The organism is Sphingomonas sp. Root710 (assembly GCF_001429065.1).
Classification (GTDB): Bacteria; Pseudomonadota; Alphaproteobacteria; order Sphingomonadales; family Sphingomonadaceae; genus Rhizorhabdus.
Genome location: NZ_LMIB01000012.1, coordinates 662,279 through 677,023 on the forward strand (window position 1 = coordinate 662,279; position 14,745 = coordinate 677,023).

Sequence of the window (14,745 nt, forward strand, 5' to 3'; positions counted from 1 at the left end):
CTTGATCGGCGGGGGGCGAAGGGACAGAATCGCTCCGTGCCGATCTCACCCGCCCCTTCTCCCACCCCCTCAAACGGCGCGCCCGTCCTGACGGTGGGCGCGGCGCGGCCGTTGCTGGCGATGATGGCGGCGTCGAGCCTGGCCCCGGCGCAGATATTCCGCCGCGCCGGGCTGGCCGCCGACCTGCTCGATGGCGACCCGGGCGCGGTCATCCGCCTATCGGACTATTTCCGGATCTGCGAGCAGATGGCGCTGCAGGGCGGCGACGAGAGCTGCCATGTCTCGCTGCGCCCGCTGATGGTCGGCACCTCCGAACTGGTGCAAGCGCGGTTGCGCGGCTGCACGACGATGGCGGAAGTGATGGAGGTGCTGGCCAACAGCTACAACATCATCCACGGCCATCGCTACAATCAGGTGCAGCGGCGCGGCCAGCTGATCAGCTATGCGATCGACGACACCGACTTTCCCTATGCCTTCGACCCCGACGACGCCTTCGTGATCGTCTCGCTCGAATGCCTGCTGGTCTATGTCCATGTCCTGCTGCTGTCGCTGGCGCGGCCCGCTCAGAAGCTGCCGCTGCGCGCGGTGCGGACGCGTGCACCATCGGGGGCCGAGCGCGGGCATCTCGCCTTTCTCGGCGCGCCGCTTCGCGCGGGGGCGCCGATCTTCGGACTCGACTATGACCTGAGCCTCGAAACGGTGGCGGTGGACCCGGCGGCCAGCCCGGTGCTGTCGGCGCGGACCATCTATGGCGGGGTCGCCGACATGCTCGACCGGATCGAGCCCGCCGCTGCGAGCACCGCCGAGATCATCGGCCGGGTGGAACGCGAGATCGCGGGCGGACGGCACGACCAGGCCGAGGTCGCGAGCGCGCTGGGGATGAGCGTCGCGTCGCTGCGGCGGCGGCTGGGCGAGGCGGGGCTGAGCTTTCGCGACCTGCGCGCCGGGCTGCTCAATTCGATGGCGCGCGCCGCGCTCGACAAGGGAGCGGCGATCGGCGACGTCGCCGAAAGCCTGGGTTTTTCGGATGGCCGCAGTTTCGCGCGCGCCTTTCGCCAGTGGAATGGAATCGCCCCGGGAGATTATCGCCACCAACGTGATGTGAGCGAAATTGTCCCATAAAAACTGATCCGAAGGGTCGTCGACAGGCCCCGGCCTTTCCCTATCCTGACAGCCAGTACCGATGCGCCGAGATACCGGAGACGCAACAAGGGAGCAGGACCGTCCGATGGCCGGCCAAAGCCACAGACTGATTTTTCCGCTCGTCGCGGCGATGCTGGCGCTCCCCGCTCCTGCTGCCGTCGCGGCTACCGCCGTCGCGTCTCCCCCCGTCGCGACGGCGGACCAGTATCTGACGATCGATGGCGCGCGCGTCCGGGTCCGCATCGAAGGGCCGAAGAGCGCGCCGCCGATCCTGCTAATCCACGGCTTCACCTTCAGCCTGGAGAGCTGGGACGGCTGGGCCAGTGATCTCGCGCGCGACCATCGCGTGATCCGCTACGACCTGACCGGCCATGGGCTGAGCGACCCCGACGCGCAGGGGCTTTACGGCACCGCGCATCGGGTGGCGCAGCTCGCCCGGCTGATGGACAAGCTCCATGTCCGCAAGGCGGTGATCGCGGGCAACAGCTTCGGCGGGCTGATCGCGTGGAACTTTGCGGTCGCCTATCCGCAGCGGGTGAAGAAGCTGGTGCTGGTCGACAGCGCCGCCTTCTCGATCAATGGGGTCACCGAACAACCGGTGCCGGTGCCACCGGCGATGTGCGCCCATTTGCTCGATCCCAGCCCGGCAGGGGTCGCCTATTCGGCGGCGCAGATCTACGCGCATCCCGAGCGGCTGACTTCGGCGCGGCGCGAGCAGATGCGTAGCATGATCGCGCGCAACGGCCCCGCGCTGATCGCCCATCTTGAACAGTTCACCCTGCCTGATCCGCGCGCGCGGCTGGCCCGGGTGAAGGCCCCGACGCTGATCCTGTGGGGCCGCGCCGACAAGGTGATCCCGGTCGCGCAGGCCGATCAGCTGGCCGCCGCGATCCGGGGTTCCCAGCTGATCATCTACGACGATGTCGGCCACGCGCCGCAGGAAGAGGCGACCGCCGCCACGCTTTCCGACCTCCGCAACTTCTTAGACAAAAAATGACCAGGGAGACGATCATGATCGACACCACCAAGACTTTGCGCCTGCTCGCCGCCGCGACCGCGCTGACTGCCTTCGCCGCCCCCGCCGCCGTCTTCGCCCAGACCGAGGCGCCCGCCGCCGAAGCCGCCGCCAATGATGCCGGGGCCGACATCGTCGTCACCGCGCGGCGCCGCGAGGAGAGCCTGATCGACGTGCCGATCTCGGTCACCGCGATCAGCGGCGACGCTCTGGCGCGGCAGGGCGCAGTCGACATAACCGCCTTGCAGGACAAGGCCCCCAACATGACGCTGCAGGTGGCGCGCGGATCGAACAGCACGCTGATCGCCTTCATCCGCGGCATCGGCCAGCAGGACCCGGTATGGGGCTTCGAGCCCGGCGTCGGCCTCTATGTCGACGATGTCTATGTCGCGCGGCCGCAAGGCGCGGTGCTCGACATCTTCGACATCGAGCGGGTGGAGGTGCTGCGCGGGCCGCAGGGAACGCTGTATGGCCGCAACACGATCGGCGGCGCGATCAAATATGTGACGCGGCGGCTGGGCCATGATTTCGAGGCGCGCGTCCGCGCTTCCTATGGCAGCTACAACCAGACCGACCTGATCGGATCGGTGACGATCCCCGTGGGCGACAGCTTCGCGGTCGGCGCGGCGGTCGCCTATTACAAGCGCGACGGCTTCGGCAAGAACCTGACCACCGGCGCCGAACATTATAACAAGGACGTGTTGGCGGGCCGCGTCTCCGCCGAATGGACACCGAGCGATCAGCTGTCGGTGCGCGTCGCCGCCGACAAGACTCGCGACAAGTCCAACCCGCGCCACGGCTATCGCCTGCTGCCCAACGGCGCGCTGCCCGACTTCCTGCCGCTGGGCGACGTCTATGACACCCGCGCCGGGATCGGCGACAAGAACAAGGTGGAGACCGAAGGCGTTTCGGGCACGATCGAATATGCGCTGAACGACATGCTGACGCTCAAGTCGATCACCGCCTATCGCAAGGGCGACACCGACACGGTGATCGACTTCGACGGTACGCCGGGGCCGGTGCTCGACATCCCGTCCTTCTACAAGGACCATCAGTTCACCCAGGAGGTGCAGGCGCTGATCCAGACCGACCGGGTCCAGGGCGTGATCGGCCTCTATTATCTCAACGGTTCGGCATCGGGCGCGTTCGACACGGTGATCGGCAATTTCCCGCCGATCGGCCTGACCACGCTCACCTCGGGCGATGTCGACACCAAGAGCTATGCCGCCTTCGCCGACGTCTCGGTCAAGCTGAGCGACCAGTTCTCGGTCTCGCTGGGCGGCCGCTACACCAGCGACAAGCGCGAGGGCACGGTGTACCGCGCCGATTATCTCGGCCTGCGCTCGCCGCTGTTCGGGCGGCCCAGCGCGGTGCCGTTCCGTACCCGCACCGATTACACCAACAGCCGCACCGACAAGAAGTTCACGCCGCGCGTGTCGTTCAGCTACATGCCGGTCGAAGACGTCAACCTCTACGCCTCCTGGTCGAAGGGCTACAAGTCGGGCGGCTTCGATCCGCGCGGCGACGCGATCTTCACCCCGGGCACGGTCAACGGCTACAAGCCCGAGACGGTGACTGCCTATGAAGCCGGCCTGAAGGGCGCCTTCCTGAACCGGACCCTCTTCCTGAACGTCGCGGGCTTCTATTCGGACTATAAGGACCAGCAGGTGACGACCCAGTTCCTGTCGGGCGCGACCGTGGTGTCGTCGGTCGACAATGTCGGCAAGTCGCGTATCTATGGCTGGGAGCTGGAGATGCGCGCGGTACCCGACCGTAACTTCCAGGTGCAGGCCTCGGTCGGCTACACCAACGCCAAGTTCAAGGAGTTCCTGACGCTTGATCCGGCCACGCTCACCATCCGCGACGTCGCCGACAGCCGGTTCTTCCAGAACACGCCGAAATATACCGCCAATGTCTCGGCGACGCTAGGCCATGATTTCGACGGGCTCGGCCGGGTGACGGTGACCCCGGCGCTCTCCTTCCGCAGCGCCTATTCGCTGTTCGAGGTGCCCAACCCGGTGCTCGACCAGAAGTCCTATCAGCTGGTCGACCTGTCGATCGTGTGGACGTCCGAGGACAAGCGTTTCTCGATCTCGGGCCATGGCCGCAACCTATTCGACCGCAAATATCGCGTCGGCGGCTACAACTTCCCCGGCGCGCTGACCGGCAATTCGATCATCGGCTTCTACGGCCCGCCGCGCACCTTCACCCTGACCGGCGAGGTGCGGTTCTGAGCGGCACCGCCGATCGGCGGACGGGCGGGGAGACGGCGGTCTCCTCGCCCGCCGTGATGATCGCGATGATGCTGATCGCCTATACGCTCAACTTCCTCGACCGGCAGATCATCGGCATCCTCGCAGTGCCGATCAAGACCGACCTGGGCCTGTCCGACGCGCAACTCGGACTGATGGGCGGGCTCGCCTTCGCGCTGTTCTACACCGGCCTCGGCATTCCGATCGCGATGCTCGCCGACCGGCACGACCGGTCGAAAATCATGACCGCGTCGCTGTTCATCTGGAGCCTGATGACCGCATTGTGCGGGCTGGCGCAGAATTTCTGGCAGCTGTTCGCCGCGCGGCTGGGCGTCGGCGTCGGCGAGGCGGGCGGGGTCGCGCCCGCCTATACGCTGATCTCCGACATGTTTCCCCCCGAGCAACGCGCGCGGGCGATCGCGCTCTATTCGTTCGGCATCCCAATCGGCAGCGCATCCGGCATCGTCTTCGGCGGCGTGATCGCGACGCTGATCGACTGGCGCTACGCCTTCTTCATCGTCGGCATCGCGGGCATCCTGTTCGCCCCCGTGTTCCGCCGCTTCGTCCGCGATCCGCGCGATGCCGCGGCGGCGCGGACCATCGCCGTAGGGCTGGGCGCGGTGCTGGCCACGCTGCTGCGCAAGCCCGCCTTCTGGCTGCTGGCGGTCGGCGCGGCCTGTTCGTCGATGATGGGCTATGGCCTGTTCTTCTGGCTGCCGAGCTTTCTGGTGCGCAGTTTTGGGATCAGCCTGCTCGACGCCTCGCTGGGCTATGGCGCGATCCTGCTGACCGGCGGGCTCGCGGGAATCTGGCTGGGCGGGCGGCTGTCCGATCGCCTCGCCGAACGATCGAAGGCGGCCTATGCGCTGGTCCCCGCTGCGGCGTTCGCCTGCACCCTTCCCTTCTATGCGCTCGGGATCTCGTCGGCGACATTATGGGTGGCGCTGCTGCTGATGCTGGTGCCGACCGCGCTCGGCCTCGTCTGGCTCGGCCCTGTGATCGCGGCGGTCCAGGGCGTCGTCCCGCCGCCGATGCGAACCACCGCCTCGGCGATCTTCCTGTTCATCAACAACCTGATCGGCATCGGCGTCGGCACCCCGGCGATCGGCTGGCTCTCCGACCATTTCACCGCTGAATATGGCCGTGAGGCACTGCGCTACGCGATCCTCGCCGGGACCGGCTTCTACGTGCTGGCGATGCTGTTCCTGCTGCTCGCGGCGATCTGGCTGCCGCGCAACTGGCACCGCGATTGAGCGCTGTCGGGATCGTGAAATGCTGATGTGCGTTAATGGAGTGGCGACGCTTAGGCGGTAGGGCGGGCCGCTCAACCGGATGGAACGAAATTGCTGCACCAGCTTACCTATATCAGCTCTGCCCGCGCGACGCTGCTTCTCAGCGACGTCGAGCAGATCCTCCAGACCTCCCGGCGGCGCAACGAGCGCGACCAGGTGACCGGGCTGTTGATCTTCGATGGCAAGCGCTTCCTGCAGGCGCTGGAAGGGCCGATCGAGGCGGTCGAGCAGACCTTCTCGCGGATCGCGCTCGACCCGCGGCACCGTGCGCTGGTGCGGCTGTCGAGCCGCGGCGTCGAAACGCGCGAGTTCGGCAACTGGTCGATGGGATCGCATCTGACCGGTCCGGTGCTAGGCAAAGGCGACATGATCGATCATGTCGATGCGATGACCGCCGGGCTGTCCGATCCCAATGTCCGCGAGACGCTGCGCGGCTTTGCGCGGATACGGGGCGGTTCGCCGGCATGATCCCGACGGGGCGCAGGGCGAGGCTGTCTTGCTGCGCCCTGGCATTGACTGCACCGGCGCCCGCTGCCGCCGATCAGCTCTGGATCGGCGGCTATCGGCACGACGTCACGCTGGCGCAGGAGAAGTTCGAGGGCGGGCAGGACATCAAGGCCGGGTGGATCGGCGAGCGCTTCGACGGCCTGCGCAAGATCGGCCGCCCCGCACCGCATCTGCTCTTCTCGAAGAGCCTCGACGGCGGCACCAACTATCTCGCCGCCGGGCTCAACTGGACGTGGGGCGGCCGCCTCTATCTGCGCCCGGGCATCGGGCTGGCGGTGAACGACGGCCCGCGCCGCGCCTATCGCAAGGGCAAACGCGTCGACCTCGGCTCGCCCGTCACCTTCGAGCCCGAGCTGGCCGCGGGGTGGCGACTGAACACGCGCGTCGCCATCGAGGCGTCCTGGGTGCATCTGAGCCATGCGACGATCTTCAGCCGCCAGAACCGCGGCATGGATTCGATGGGGGTGCGGCTGCTCTACCGCCTGCCCTGATGCGCCGAAGCGAAGGCTGGCGGCGGAACATCCGCCGCCCTTTCGCGGTTGACCGGCCATGGCCACCGCATCCCCGAGCGCGACCGTCGAAGAAGGCAATGCCTGCGCGGTATCGCCCGGGTCGGACACGCTGCTGACCGACACGCTCGACGTGCTGGCGTCGGGCTGCGCGGGCGAGTGCATCTCGATCGACGATCTTACCGCGACGCTGGGCAGCAAATGCTTCGCGGGGCTGCTGTTCCTGCTCGCCGCGCCCAACATCTTCCCGGCCCCGCCATTCGTCGACATGGCGTTGGCGATCCCGCTGATGATCCTGTCGGCGCAGCTGGTCTTCGGGGTGCGGCGGCCCTGGCTGCCGGGATGGATATTAAGGCGCGAAGTTTCGACCGAGCGTTTCGCCGCGATCGTCGCGCGGCTGAGCCCGGTGACCCGGCGGGTCGAAGTCGTGCTCAAGCGGCGGCTCGACATGCTGACAGGTATCGTCGCACACCGGCTGATAGGGCTGTTATGCTTCGCGCTCGCCATGATGCTGGTGCTGCCGGTGCCGTTCGGCAATGCCCCGCCGGGGGCCGCGATCTCTTTGTTCGCGCTGGGGCTGCTCAACCGTGACGGGATCGCCGTGCTCGCCGGGATCGCCGCAACGATCGCCAGCGCGATCATCCTCGCGACCTTCGGCTATGGCGCATTCCGCGCGGGAGAATGGCTGACCCAGCTATTCGGTTGAGGCTTCCGCCGCGATGCGCGCGCGGAACAGGCGGATGAGGATGCCGGCGTTGGCGAGCATCAGCACGCCATAGACATTCTGGCTGATCGACAACTCCAGGCTGCCCAGCACCGTCGCGGTCAGGAACAGAGCGAGAGTGGCGTTCTGGACGCCGACCTCGATCGCCAGCGTCATCTGGTCGCGCGGGCCGACCTTCATCAACCGGCCGATCAGCAGCCCGCTGGCCAGCGCGAGCACGTTGAGCGCGAACATCGCGGGGCCGACCGCGATCGCATTGCGGATCACCATGTCGAAGCTGATCGCGATCGAAAAGCCGAGCATCGCGAGCAGGACGATGAACGCGGTAGGCTTGAGCTTCCGCGCGAGCGAGATCGAAACATCGGGCCAGCGGCTGCGCACGACCATGCCGATGGCGATCGGCAGGACGGTGATGCGCACCAGCTTGGCGATGGTGTCGAGCATCGACAGTTCGGGCAGCTTGCCCGCGCCGTCCATGAAATGCGGGATTGCCCAGGCGAGCAGCAGCGGGATGGTGAAGACGGTGATCAGGCTCGATATCGCGGTGAGCACCACGGCGAGCGCGACATTACCCCCGCCGACGAAGGTGAGCGCGTTCGAAGTCGTGCCCGTCGGGCAGATCGCGATGATGAAGACCGCGAGCGCGAGCTCATGCTCGAGCCCGAACAGCCGCCCGACCGCCAGCCCGAGCAGCGGCAACAGCAGCATGTGCGCCGCCACCCCGACCGCGACCAGCCGCCGAAGGCCCGCGGCGAAGGCGAAGTCGGCGAGGCGCAGGGTGAGGCCCATGCTGAACATGATCAGCGCCAGCCCGATCGGGATGAGGACGCCGTTGACGAACCCGATGATGCCCACGTCCAAATCCGCTCCCCCCCTTATCCCACCGCTGCATCCCGCATGGCCTGCGCGGCGTCAAGGGAATGGGGTGTGTAAAACCTATTCGGCAGCGCTCAATCGGGCAGCTTCCACGGCCCCTTGCCGCCCTCGGCGATGAAGCGGTCGGTGCGCGCCGCGATCACCGGCAAGGGGACCGAGCCAAGCGACAGGATCATGTCGTGAAAGGCGCGGATGTCGAACTTCGCGCCCAGCGCGGCTTCGGCGCGGGCGCGGTCCTTCTCGATCTGGAGCTGGCCGAGATAATAGGACAGCGCCTGGCCGGGCCAGCCGATATAGCGATCGACCTCGGTGGTCACCTCATGCTCGCTGAGCGCGCTGTTGTCGCGCAGATAGGCGATCGCCTGCTCCCGGCTCCAGCCCTTCGCGTGGATGCCGGTGTCGATCACCAGCCGGCAGGCGCGCCACATCTGGTAGCTGAGCATGCCGAAGCGGTCATAGGGCGTCTCGTACATTCCCATCTCGACCCCGAGCTTCTCGGTATAGAGCGCCCAGCCCTCGCCATAGGCCGAGACATAGGTGTAGCGCCGCCATTCGGGGCGCTCCTCATTCTCCGCGGCCAGCGACATCTGCCAGCTGTGCCCCGGCGCGGATTCGTGGAGGGTGAGCGCGGTGAGCTGGAAGAAGGGGCGCGAGGGCAGGTTCCAGGTGTTGACATAATAGCGGTCCTGCCCGCCGCGCCCGGCGGTGTAATAGGGCGCGATATCGGGCGCGACGGGCACGATGCCGAAGCGGCCGCGCGGCATCCGCCCGAACCATCGCGCAGCCTTGCCATCGAATTGCTTGGCGATCCACGCGGCGCGTTCGAGCAGCGCTTGCGGCGTCTTCGGGTAAAATTGCGGGTCGCTGCGCAGGAAGTGCTGGAAGGCGGCGAAATCACCCGCAAACTTCACCTCCTTCATCACCGCATCCATCTGCGCGCGAATCTTCGCGACCTCGGCGAGGCCGATGGCGTGGATCTCGTCGGGCGGCAGGTCGAGCGTAGTATAGGCGCGGATTTGGGCGCGGTAATAAGCCTTGCCGTCGGGCCAGCCCTCCGCCGCGAGGCCAGTGCGCAGGCCGGGCAGATAGTCTTTCCGCATGAAGGCGAGCAGCCGCGCATAGGCCGGCATCACCCGATCGCCGATCACCGCTTCGGCCTCTGCGCGCAACGCCGCCTGCTGTGCCGTCGGGATCGTCGCGGGAAGCGCCCTGAAGGGTTCGTACCAGAGCGTGTCGGCGGGTGATTTCGCTTCGGCAACCTGCGCGATCGAGCGGTCGCGGCCCGCCATGATCACCATGGGCGGGGTGAAGCCGCGCTTGAGCCCGGCGCGCATATTGGCGATATTCTGGTCGAAATAGCGGGGTATGTCGCGCATCAGCGAGAGCAACCGCCGCGCCTCATCCTCGTTTCGGGCGGGCTTTTCGGCATAATAGCCGAGATCGGCCCAGAAGGCGCTGTCGGAGTTAAGCGGCTTCTCATAGTCGCGGAAGCGCTGGGCATCGGCGAGGGTTTCGATCTGGGCGCGGTAGACGCCGTAATCCTCTTGTTTGTCGGGCGAAAGGTCGGCGGGTTTGATGGTGTCGAGCTGCCTCAGCACATCGGCCCAATAGGCAGCGCGCGCCTGCTGGGTGGTGAGGCTCTCGTCAGGGAGATGCGCCGGGATGCCGCCCTTGTTGCTCTCCGCGCTCTGGAACGTCTGCTGCCGCCACGCCCATTCCTTCGCGCTCAGCGCGTCGAAGCGGTCGCCGGCGGGGTTGGCGATGACGGACGTTGTGAAACACAGCATGATCGCGGCCAAGCCGATGATTCGCAGGCGCACGCCTCTTCTCCTCGTCATGCTGAATTTGGTTCAGCATCCACCCATCCACAGGAGCCGGTCAACATGTGGCGCGGTGGATGCGGATTTACCCCTCTTTCGTCATTCCCGCTTTCGCGGGAATGACGATTAACGAGTACCCGGCCCCACCTCCGATGAGGTGACGATTTGGGGTTGAGCCGGGCTCAACCATCGGGCCTAACGGGGATACCGATGCGCCGCCTCATCATCCCGCTGCTGCTGGTCCTGTCCGCCTGCCATGGCGGCGCGCGGGAGGCGTTGCCGGGGGATCGGATCATCCGGCTCGCCGATGACGAGGTGAAGAGCCTCGACCCGCAAAAGTCTACCGACATCGCGACGACCCGGGTGGCGCAGGACCAGTTCGAAGGCCTCACCCGGATGAACGGCGAGGGCCGTGCCGAACCCGGGCTGGCAAGCGGATGGACCGTCTCCGCCGACGGGCTGGTCTGGCGTTTCGTGCTGCGGCCCGGCCTGCGCTTCTCCGATGGCCAGCCGATCACCCCCGCGACCTTCGCCGCGGTCTTCGCCCGGCTGAACGATCCCGCCACCGCCTCGCCCGGCGCGGCGCTGTTCGCCGATATCGCCGAGGTTCGCGCCCGGCGCGGCGAGGTGGCGGTGCGCCTCACCGCGCCGATGCCGTCGCTGCCCGAGCTGCTGGCGCTTCCCGCAATGGCGGCGCTGCCCGTCCATCGCATCGCTACATTGGGCGAAAGCTGGACCGGCGAACGGCCGCTGGTCACATCGGGGCCCTACCGGCTGACCGAGTGGCGGCTCAACGAGCGGCTGCGGCTGGCGCGCAATCCCCACTGGCATGGCGGGCAGGCACCGGTGGCCGAGGTCGAATGGCGGCCCGTCACCGACCGGCTGACCGCCCTACGCAGCTTCGCGGCGGGGGAGGCCGATGTCGGCGGCGATTTCCCGCCAAGCCGCGCGGGCTGGATTGCCGATCACCTGCCCGGCGCCGCGCATGTCGCGCCCTATAACGGCAGCTATTATTTCGTGTTCAACACCACCCGCCCGCCGTTCGACGACGTCCGCGTCCGCCGCGCGCTCTCGCTCGCGATCGACCGGCGCTGGATCGCGGAGAGGCTTATCGGCCTCGGCGCGCAACCCGCCTGGGGGATATTGCCCGCGGGCGTGATGGGCGCCGAGGGGACGTATCGCCCCGCCGACGCAGGCTGGAGCCGCGAACGGCGGATGATCGTGGCGGGCCGGCTGCTGGCGGCAGCGGGCCATGGGCCGAAGCACCCGCTGGTCTTCGACATCCGGTTCAACAGCGACGCCGACCATCGCCGCGTCGCGGTGGCGATGGCGGCGATGTGGCGGCCGCTGGGGGTCGAGGCGCATCTGCTCAACAGCGAGGCGTCGCTGCATTTCGCGAGCCTGCGCCGCCGCGATTTCGCTTTCGCCCGGTCGGGCTGGATCGGCGATGTGGCGGCTCCGGAGAATTATCTCGCCGTGCATCGTTCGGACGCGGGAACGATCAACTATTCGGGTTACGCTAGTGCGGCTTATGACGCCGCGCTCGACCGGGCGATGGCCTTGGCCGACCCCGCCTCGCGCGCGCGCGCGATGCGCGCCGCCGAGGCGATCCTGGTGCGGGACGCGCCGCTCGTCCCGCTTTATCATTATGTCAGCCGGACGCTGGTTGCCGCGCGCATCCAAGGCTGGCACGACAATGGCCCGAACACTCACCCCAGCTGGACCTTGAGGATAGCCCGCCAGCCATGAAGCGCCCCGCCGCCCTCGCGATCGCGACCGCCCTGCTGCTTGCCGGTTGCGGCAAGGGCGAACGCGACGATCTGGTGACGGTGAGCGTGATCGGCCGATCGACCCGGCTGGTCGAACCCGGCGGCGCGATCGCGCGGCGCGCCGATGCCGCCCTGCTCGGCGCGGCGGCGCAGGGGCTGGTACGGCTCGACGCCGAGGCGCAGGTCGAGCCCGGCCTGGCGATTCGCTGGGCGATTTCCGACGACGGGCTCTATTATACCTTCCGCCTGGGCCGCGAGGGCGGCAATGCCGAACGGGTCGCGGCACAGCTGCGCCGCTTGGTGCGCGCGCATCGCGACGGCCCGCTTGGCGACACGGTCGAGGCGGTGCGCGAGATCGTCGCGGTGACGCCTGAGGTGATCGAGATCCGGCTGTCCGCGCCGCGGCCAGAATTGATGCCGCTGCTCGCCGGGCCAGGCTTCGCGCTGTTCGAGCGCGGGCGGGGGAGCGGCCCGCTGCTGATCGAGGGCAAGGTCGGTCCGCTGACGGTGTTGCAGCCGCCATCCGCCGATGCCGATGCCGACGACAAGGCGAAAGCCCTGGCGCAGCGGCGCATCCATCTGCGTGGCGAGCGCGTGGCAACCGCGGTGCTACGGTACGCCAAGGGGGAAGCCCAATTCGTCACCGGCGGCGGCTATGACGATTTCCTCTACACGAAGCTGGCCAATATCGCCGCTCGCGACATTCAGGTCGATCCGGCGACCGGGCTGTTCGGCTTTCGCATGGGCCGGTCCTCCCCCGCGATCAGCGCACCCGAAATCCGTCAGGCGCTGGCGATGGCGCTCGACCGCGAGGCAATCGGCGCGGCGCTGGGCGTGCCTGGATGGCGGCCGATCCAGGCGATCCTGCCACCCGGCCTGACCGACCTTGCCCAGCCGACCCGGCCCTTCTGGGCGCAAGCCTTCGCCAATGTGCGCGGCGCCGACCGGCAGGCGCTCGACGCCCGCATCGCCACGGCCCGGCGGATCGTCGGCCAGTGGCGCGCGAGCGAAGGCCTGAGCGGTCCGCTGCGGCTCGCCATCGCCATGCCGGAGGGGCCCGGTTCGGCGATTCTATTCGCGACGGTGCGGCGGCAATGGCGCGCGATCGGCGTCGAGGCGGAGCGCGTCGGCCCGCGCGATGCCGCCGACCTGCGGCTGATCGACGAGGTCGCCCCCGCGGACCAGGCCGACTGGTTCCTCGCCCATTTCCTGTGCAAGCGGGGCCGGCCATGCAGCGAGGAAGCCGATCAGGCCTATGCCATCGCGCGCAGCACCACCGACCCGGCGATGCGCGCGCGGATGATCTCCGAGGCCGAACAGCGGCTGACCGCGCTCGCGCCGTTCATCCCGATCGCCCAGCCGGTGCGATGGTCGCTTGCTTCGCCGGACCTGCCCGGCTTCCGCCTGAACGCGCGCGCGATCCATCCGCTCTTCCCGCTGATCGGGAACCAAAGCAGTCGTTGAGGCTTGATGGTTTCAGCTTCGCTGAAACGTGCGGTGCCGGCCCGCTCCCCTGCCCAACCTCCCGATCCAGCGTAATATATCGGGAGGTTGGGCAGGGGAGCGGGCCGGCACCGCGCTCAAAGGAAAACGCCATGCAACGCCCCACCACCGCCGATCTCGACGGCTTATCTGACCGAATTCCCGGCATGGGCCGTGATGCCGCTTCGGTGCGCCGCAGAGTCGAAGCGATGGAAGGGCTGCTCGAGCGGATGTTCGTGATCCCCGGCATCAACAAACCGGTCGGGCTCGACGTGCTGCTCGACCTCATCCCCGTCGTCGGCCCCGCGGTCGGTGCGGTGATGGGCAGCTGGCTGGCCTGGGAAGCGCGCAACCTGGGCATGTCGAAATGGCAGCTGACGCGAATGTTCGGCAATGTCGGGCTCGATCTGCTGCTCGGCGCGATCCCGTGGGTCGGGGCGATCCCCGACTTCTTCTTCCGGTCGAACAGCCGCAACCTGAAGATCATCCGCAAACATCTCGACCGGCATCATCCTGGCACAGCGACGGTGGATGTCGGGGTGGTGGGGCGGCGGTGATCAAAGTTCCTCTCCCGCACGGAAGGAACGGGGAGTCATACCCGCTTACGCGCCTCGGCGATGGCTTCCTTGAGCGCGTCGTAACCGACCGCGCCCTTCATCATATGGCCGTTGACCACGAAGGTCGGGGTAGCGAGCGAAGGATCGATACGCTGGGCGAGCTCAATATTCCGGCGTAATTCGGCCGACACCCCGGCGCTGTCGACGTCACGCTGGATGCGCGCATAATCGAGCTTCATCGTCCGCAGCACTGCCGAGACCTTGTCGGTGCTGGGCGGGCCGGCGGCGAACATCCGTTCGTGGAAGGTGCGATATGCCCCCTGCTGCGCGGCGGCAAGGCTCGCCTTGGCGGCAATCTCGCTGCCCGGCCCGAGGATCGGGATTTCGCGCCACACCACCTTCAGCTTCGGATCGTCGGCGATCAGCCGGTCGATGTCGGGCAGACTGGAGCGACAATAGCCACAGGCATAGTCGCTGAACATCACCAGCGTCACGTCACCGTCGGGCGCGCCGGCCCAGGCCGAGGCGAAGGGCGTCTCCAGCGCCGCCTTGTTGCCCGCATAGGCGTCCTGGTTCTGCCGCTCGCGCAGCTTGTCGATCGCCTGGGGAATGATCTCGGGATGGGCGAGGATATAGTCGCGCACCACCATCTCGATCGCGGCCTTGTCCGCCGGAGCTGGCGCGGCGGGGCGGTGCAGCGACAGCGCCGCCGCGATGCCGACCAGCGCCGCGGAACCCGCACCGATGGTCACCGCCGTGCGCCGGTGGCGCTGCATGAACGTCTTGATCTTGGTCATCG

General features: G+C 67.7%; 13 protein-coding genes. 10 read left to right on the plus strand and 3 right to left on the minus strand.

Annotated elements, in window-relative coordinates:
• Positions 1-36 precede the first annotated feature (36 nt).
• The 7 genes from ASE00_RS13085 to ASE00_RS13115 all read left to right on the plus strand — a co-directional run bounded on the left by ASE00_RS13085 (position 37) and on the right by ASE00_RS13115 (position 7,424).
• Complete coding sequence (locus ASE00_RS13085) at positions 37-1,122, plus strand: helix-turn-helix transcriptional regulator (protein WP_235538658.1); 1,086 nt, start codon at positions 37-39, stop codon at positions 1,120-1,122.
• 106 nt (positions 1,123-1,228) lie between these two features.
• Positions 1,229-2,140: an alpha/beta fold hydrolase gene (locus ASE00_RS13090; RefSeq protein WP_056380902.1), complete on the plus strand. Its 912-nt coding sequence runs from the start codon at positions 1,229-1,231 to the stop codon at positions 2,138-2,140.
• Positions 2,141-2,154: 14 nt separating this feature from the next.
• Positions 2,155-4,392 carry a TonB-dependent receptor gene (locus tag ASE00_RS13095; RefSeq protein ID WP_056381661.1) on the plus strand — a complete coding sequence of 746 codons (2,238 nt, stop codon included), beginning with the start codon at positions 2,155-2,157 and terminating at the stop codon, positions 4,390-4,392.
• A gap of 56 nt (positions 4,393-4,448) precedes the next feature.
• Entirely contained in the window at positions 4,449-5,663 is a 1,215-nt protein-coding gene (locus ASE00_RS13100) for a spinster family MFS transporter (protein ID WP_056380903.1), read from the plus strand.
• Positions 5,664-5,753: 90 nt separating this feature from the next.
• Positions 5,754-6,170, plus strand: coding sequence for a BLUF domain-containing protein (locus ASE00_RS13105; RefSeq protein WP_056380904.1), 417 nt, complete (start codon positions 5,754-5,756; stop codon positions 6,168-6,170).
• Between the two features lie 44 nt (positions 6,171-6,214).
• A complete protein-coding gene (locus tag ASE00_RS13110) occupies positions 6,215-6,700 on the plus strand; it encodes an acyloxyacyl hydrolase (protein WP_056380906.1) in 486 nt (161 codons plus the stop codon).
• Between the two features lie 58 nt (positions 6,701-6,758).
• The gene (locus ASE00_RS13115) at positions 6,759-7,424 is read left to right on the plus strand and encodes an exopolysaccharide biosynthesis protein (protein ID WP_056380908.1); all 666 of its coding nucleotides are present in this window, start codon (positions 6,759-6,761) and stop codon (positions 7,422-7,424) included.
• On the opposite strand, the gene ASE00_RS13120 is transcribed toward ASE00_RS13115, so the two are convergent.
• Positions 7,413-8,297, minus strand: coding sequence for a bile acid:sodium symporter family protein (locus ASE00_RS13120; protein ID WP_235538693.1), 885 nt, complete (start codon positions 8,295-8,297; stop codon positions 7,413-7,415). The genes ASE00_RS13115 and ASE00_RS13120 overlap by 12 nt on opposite strands.
• A 95-nt stretch (positions 8,298-8,392) precedes the next feature.
• Positions 8,393-10,105, minus strand: a complete 1,713-nt coding sequence (locus ASE00_RS13125) for a DUF885 domain-containing protein (protein ID WP_235538694.1) — start codon at positions 10,103-10,105, stop codon at positions 8,393-8,395.
• 243 nt (positions 10,106-10,348) lie between these two features.
• Between ASE00_RS13125 and ASE00_RS13130 the strand changes: the two genes are divergently transcribed.
• The 3 genes from ASE00_RS13130 to ASE00_RS13140 all read left to right on the plus strand — a co-directional run bounded on the left by ASE00_RS13130 (position 10,349) and on the right by ASE00_RS13140 (position 13,946).
• Positions 10,349-11,887, plus strand: a complete 1,539-nt coding sequence (locus ASE00_RS13130; RefSeq protein ID WP_056380914.1) for a peptide ABC transporter substrate-binding protein — start codon at positions 10,349-10,351, stop codon at positions 11,885-11,887.
• Positions 11,884-13,371, plus strand: coding sequence for an ABC transporter substrate-binding protein (locus ASE00_RS13135; protein WP_056380917.1), 1,488 nt, complete (start codon positions 11,884-11,886; stop codon positions 13,369-13,371). Before ASE00_RS13130 ends, ASE00_RS13135 begins: the two co-directional genes overlap by 4 nt.
• Positions 13,372-13,502: 131 nt before the next feature.
• Positions 13,503-13,946: a DUF4112 domain-containing protein gene (locus tag ASE00_RS13140; RefSeq protein WP_056380918.1), complete on the plus strand. Its 444-nt coding sequence runs from the start codon at positions 13,503-13,505 to the stop codon at positions 13,944-13,946.
• A 35-nt stretch (positions 13,947-13,981) separates the two neighbouring features.
• Here ASE00_RS13140 and ASE00_RS13145 read toward each other — a convergent pair whose 3' ends face one another.
• Entirely contained in the window at positions 13,982-14,743 is a 762-nt protein-coding gene (locus ASE00_RS13145) for a DsbA family protein (RefSeq protein WP_056381663.1), read from the minus strand.
• Between the last annotated feature and the right edge of the window lie 2 nt (positions 14,744-14,745).

Bases quoted from the DNA above. Each gene is read 5' to 3' on its own strand.
- ASE00_RS13125 (WP_235538694.1), bottom strand. From the start codon at position 10,105: ATGCTGTGTTTCACAACGTCCGTCATCGCCAACCCCGCCGGCGACCGC.
- ASE00_RS13135 (WP_056380917.1), top strand. From the start codon at position 11,884: ATGAAGCGCCCCGCCGCCCTCGCGATCGCGACCGCCCTGCTGCTTGCC.
- ASE00_RS13130 (WP_056380914.1), top strand. From the start codon at position 10,349: ATGCGCCGCCTCATCATCCCGCTGCTGCTGGTCCTGTCCGCCTGCCAT.
- ASE00_RS13140 (WP_056380918.1), top strand. From the start codon at position 13,503: ATGCAACGCCCCACCACCGCCGATCTCGACGGCTTATCTGACCGAATT.
- ASE00_RS13145 (WP_056381663.1), bottom strand. From the start codon at position 14,743: ATGACCAAGATCAAGACGTTCATGCAGCGCCACCGGCGCACGGCGGTG.
- ASE00_RS13115 (WP_056380908.1), top strand. From the start codon at position 6,759: ATGGCCACCGCATCCCCGAGCGCGACCGTCGAAGAAGGCAATGCCTGC.
- ASE00_RS13090 (WP_056380902.1), top strand. From the start codon at position 1,229: ATGGCCGGCCAAAGCCACAGACTGATTTTTCCGCTCGTCGCGGCGATG.
- ASE00_RS13100 (WP_056380903.1), top strand. From the start codon at position 4,449: ATGATCGCGATGATGCTGATCGCCTATACGCTCAACTTCCTCGACCGG.
- ASE00_RS13095 (WP_056381661.1), top strand. From the start codon at position 2,155: ATGATCGACACCACCAAGACTTTGCGCCTGCTCGCCGCCGCGACCGCG.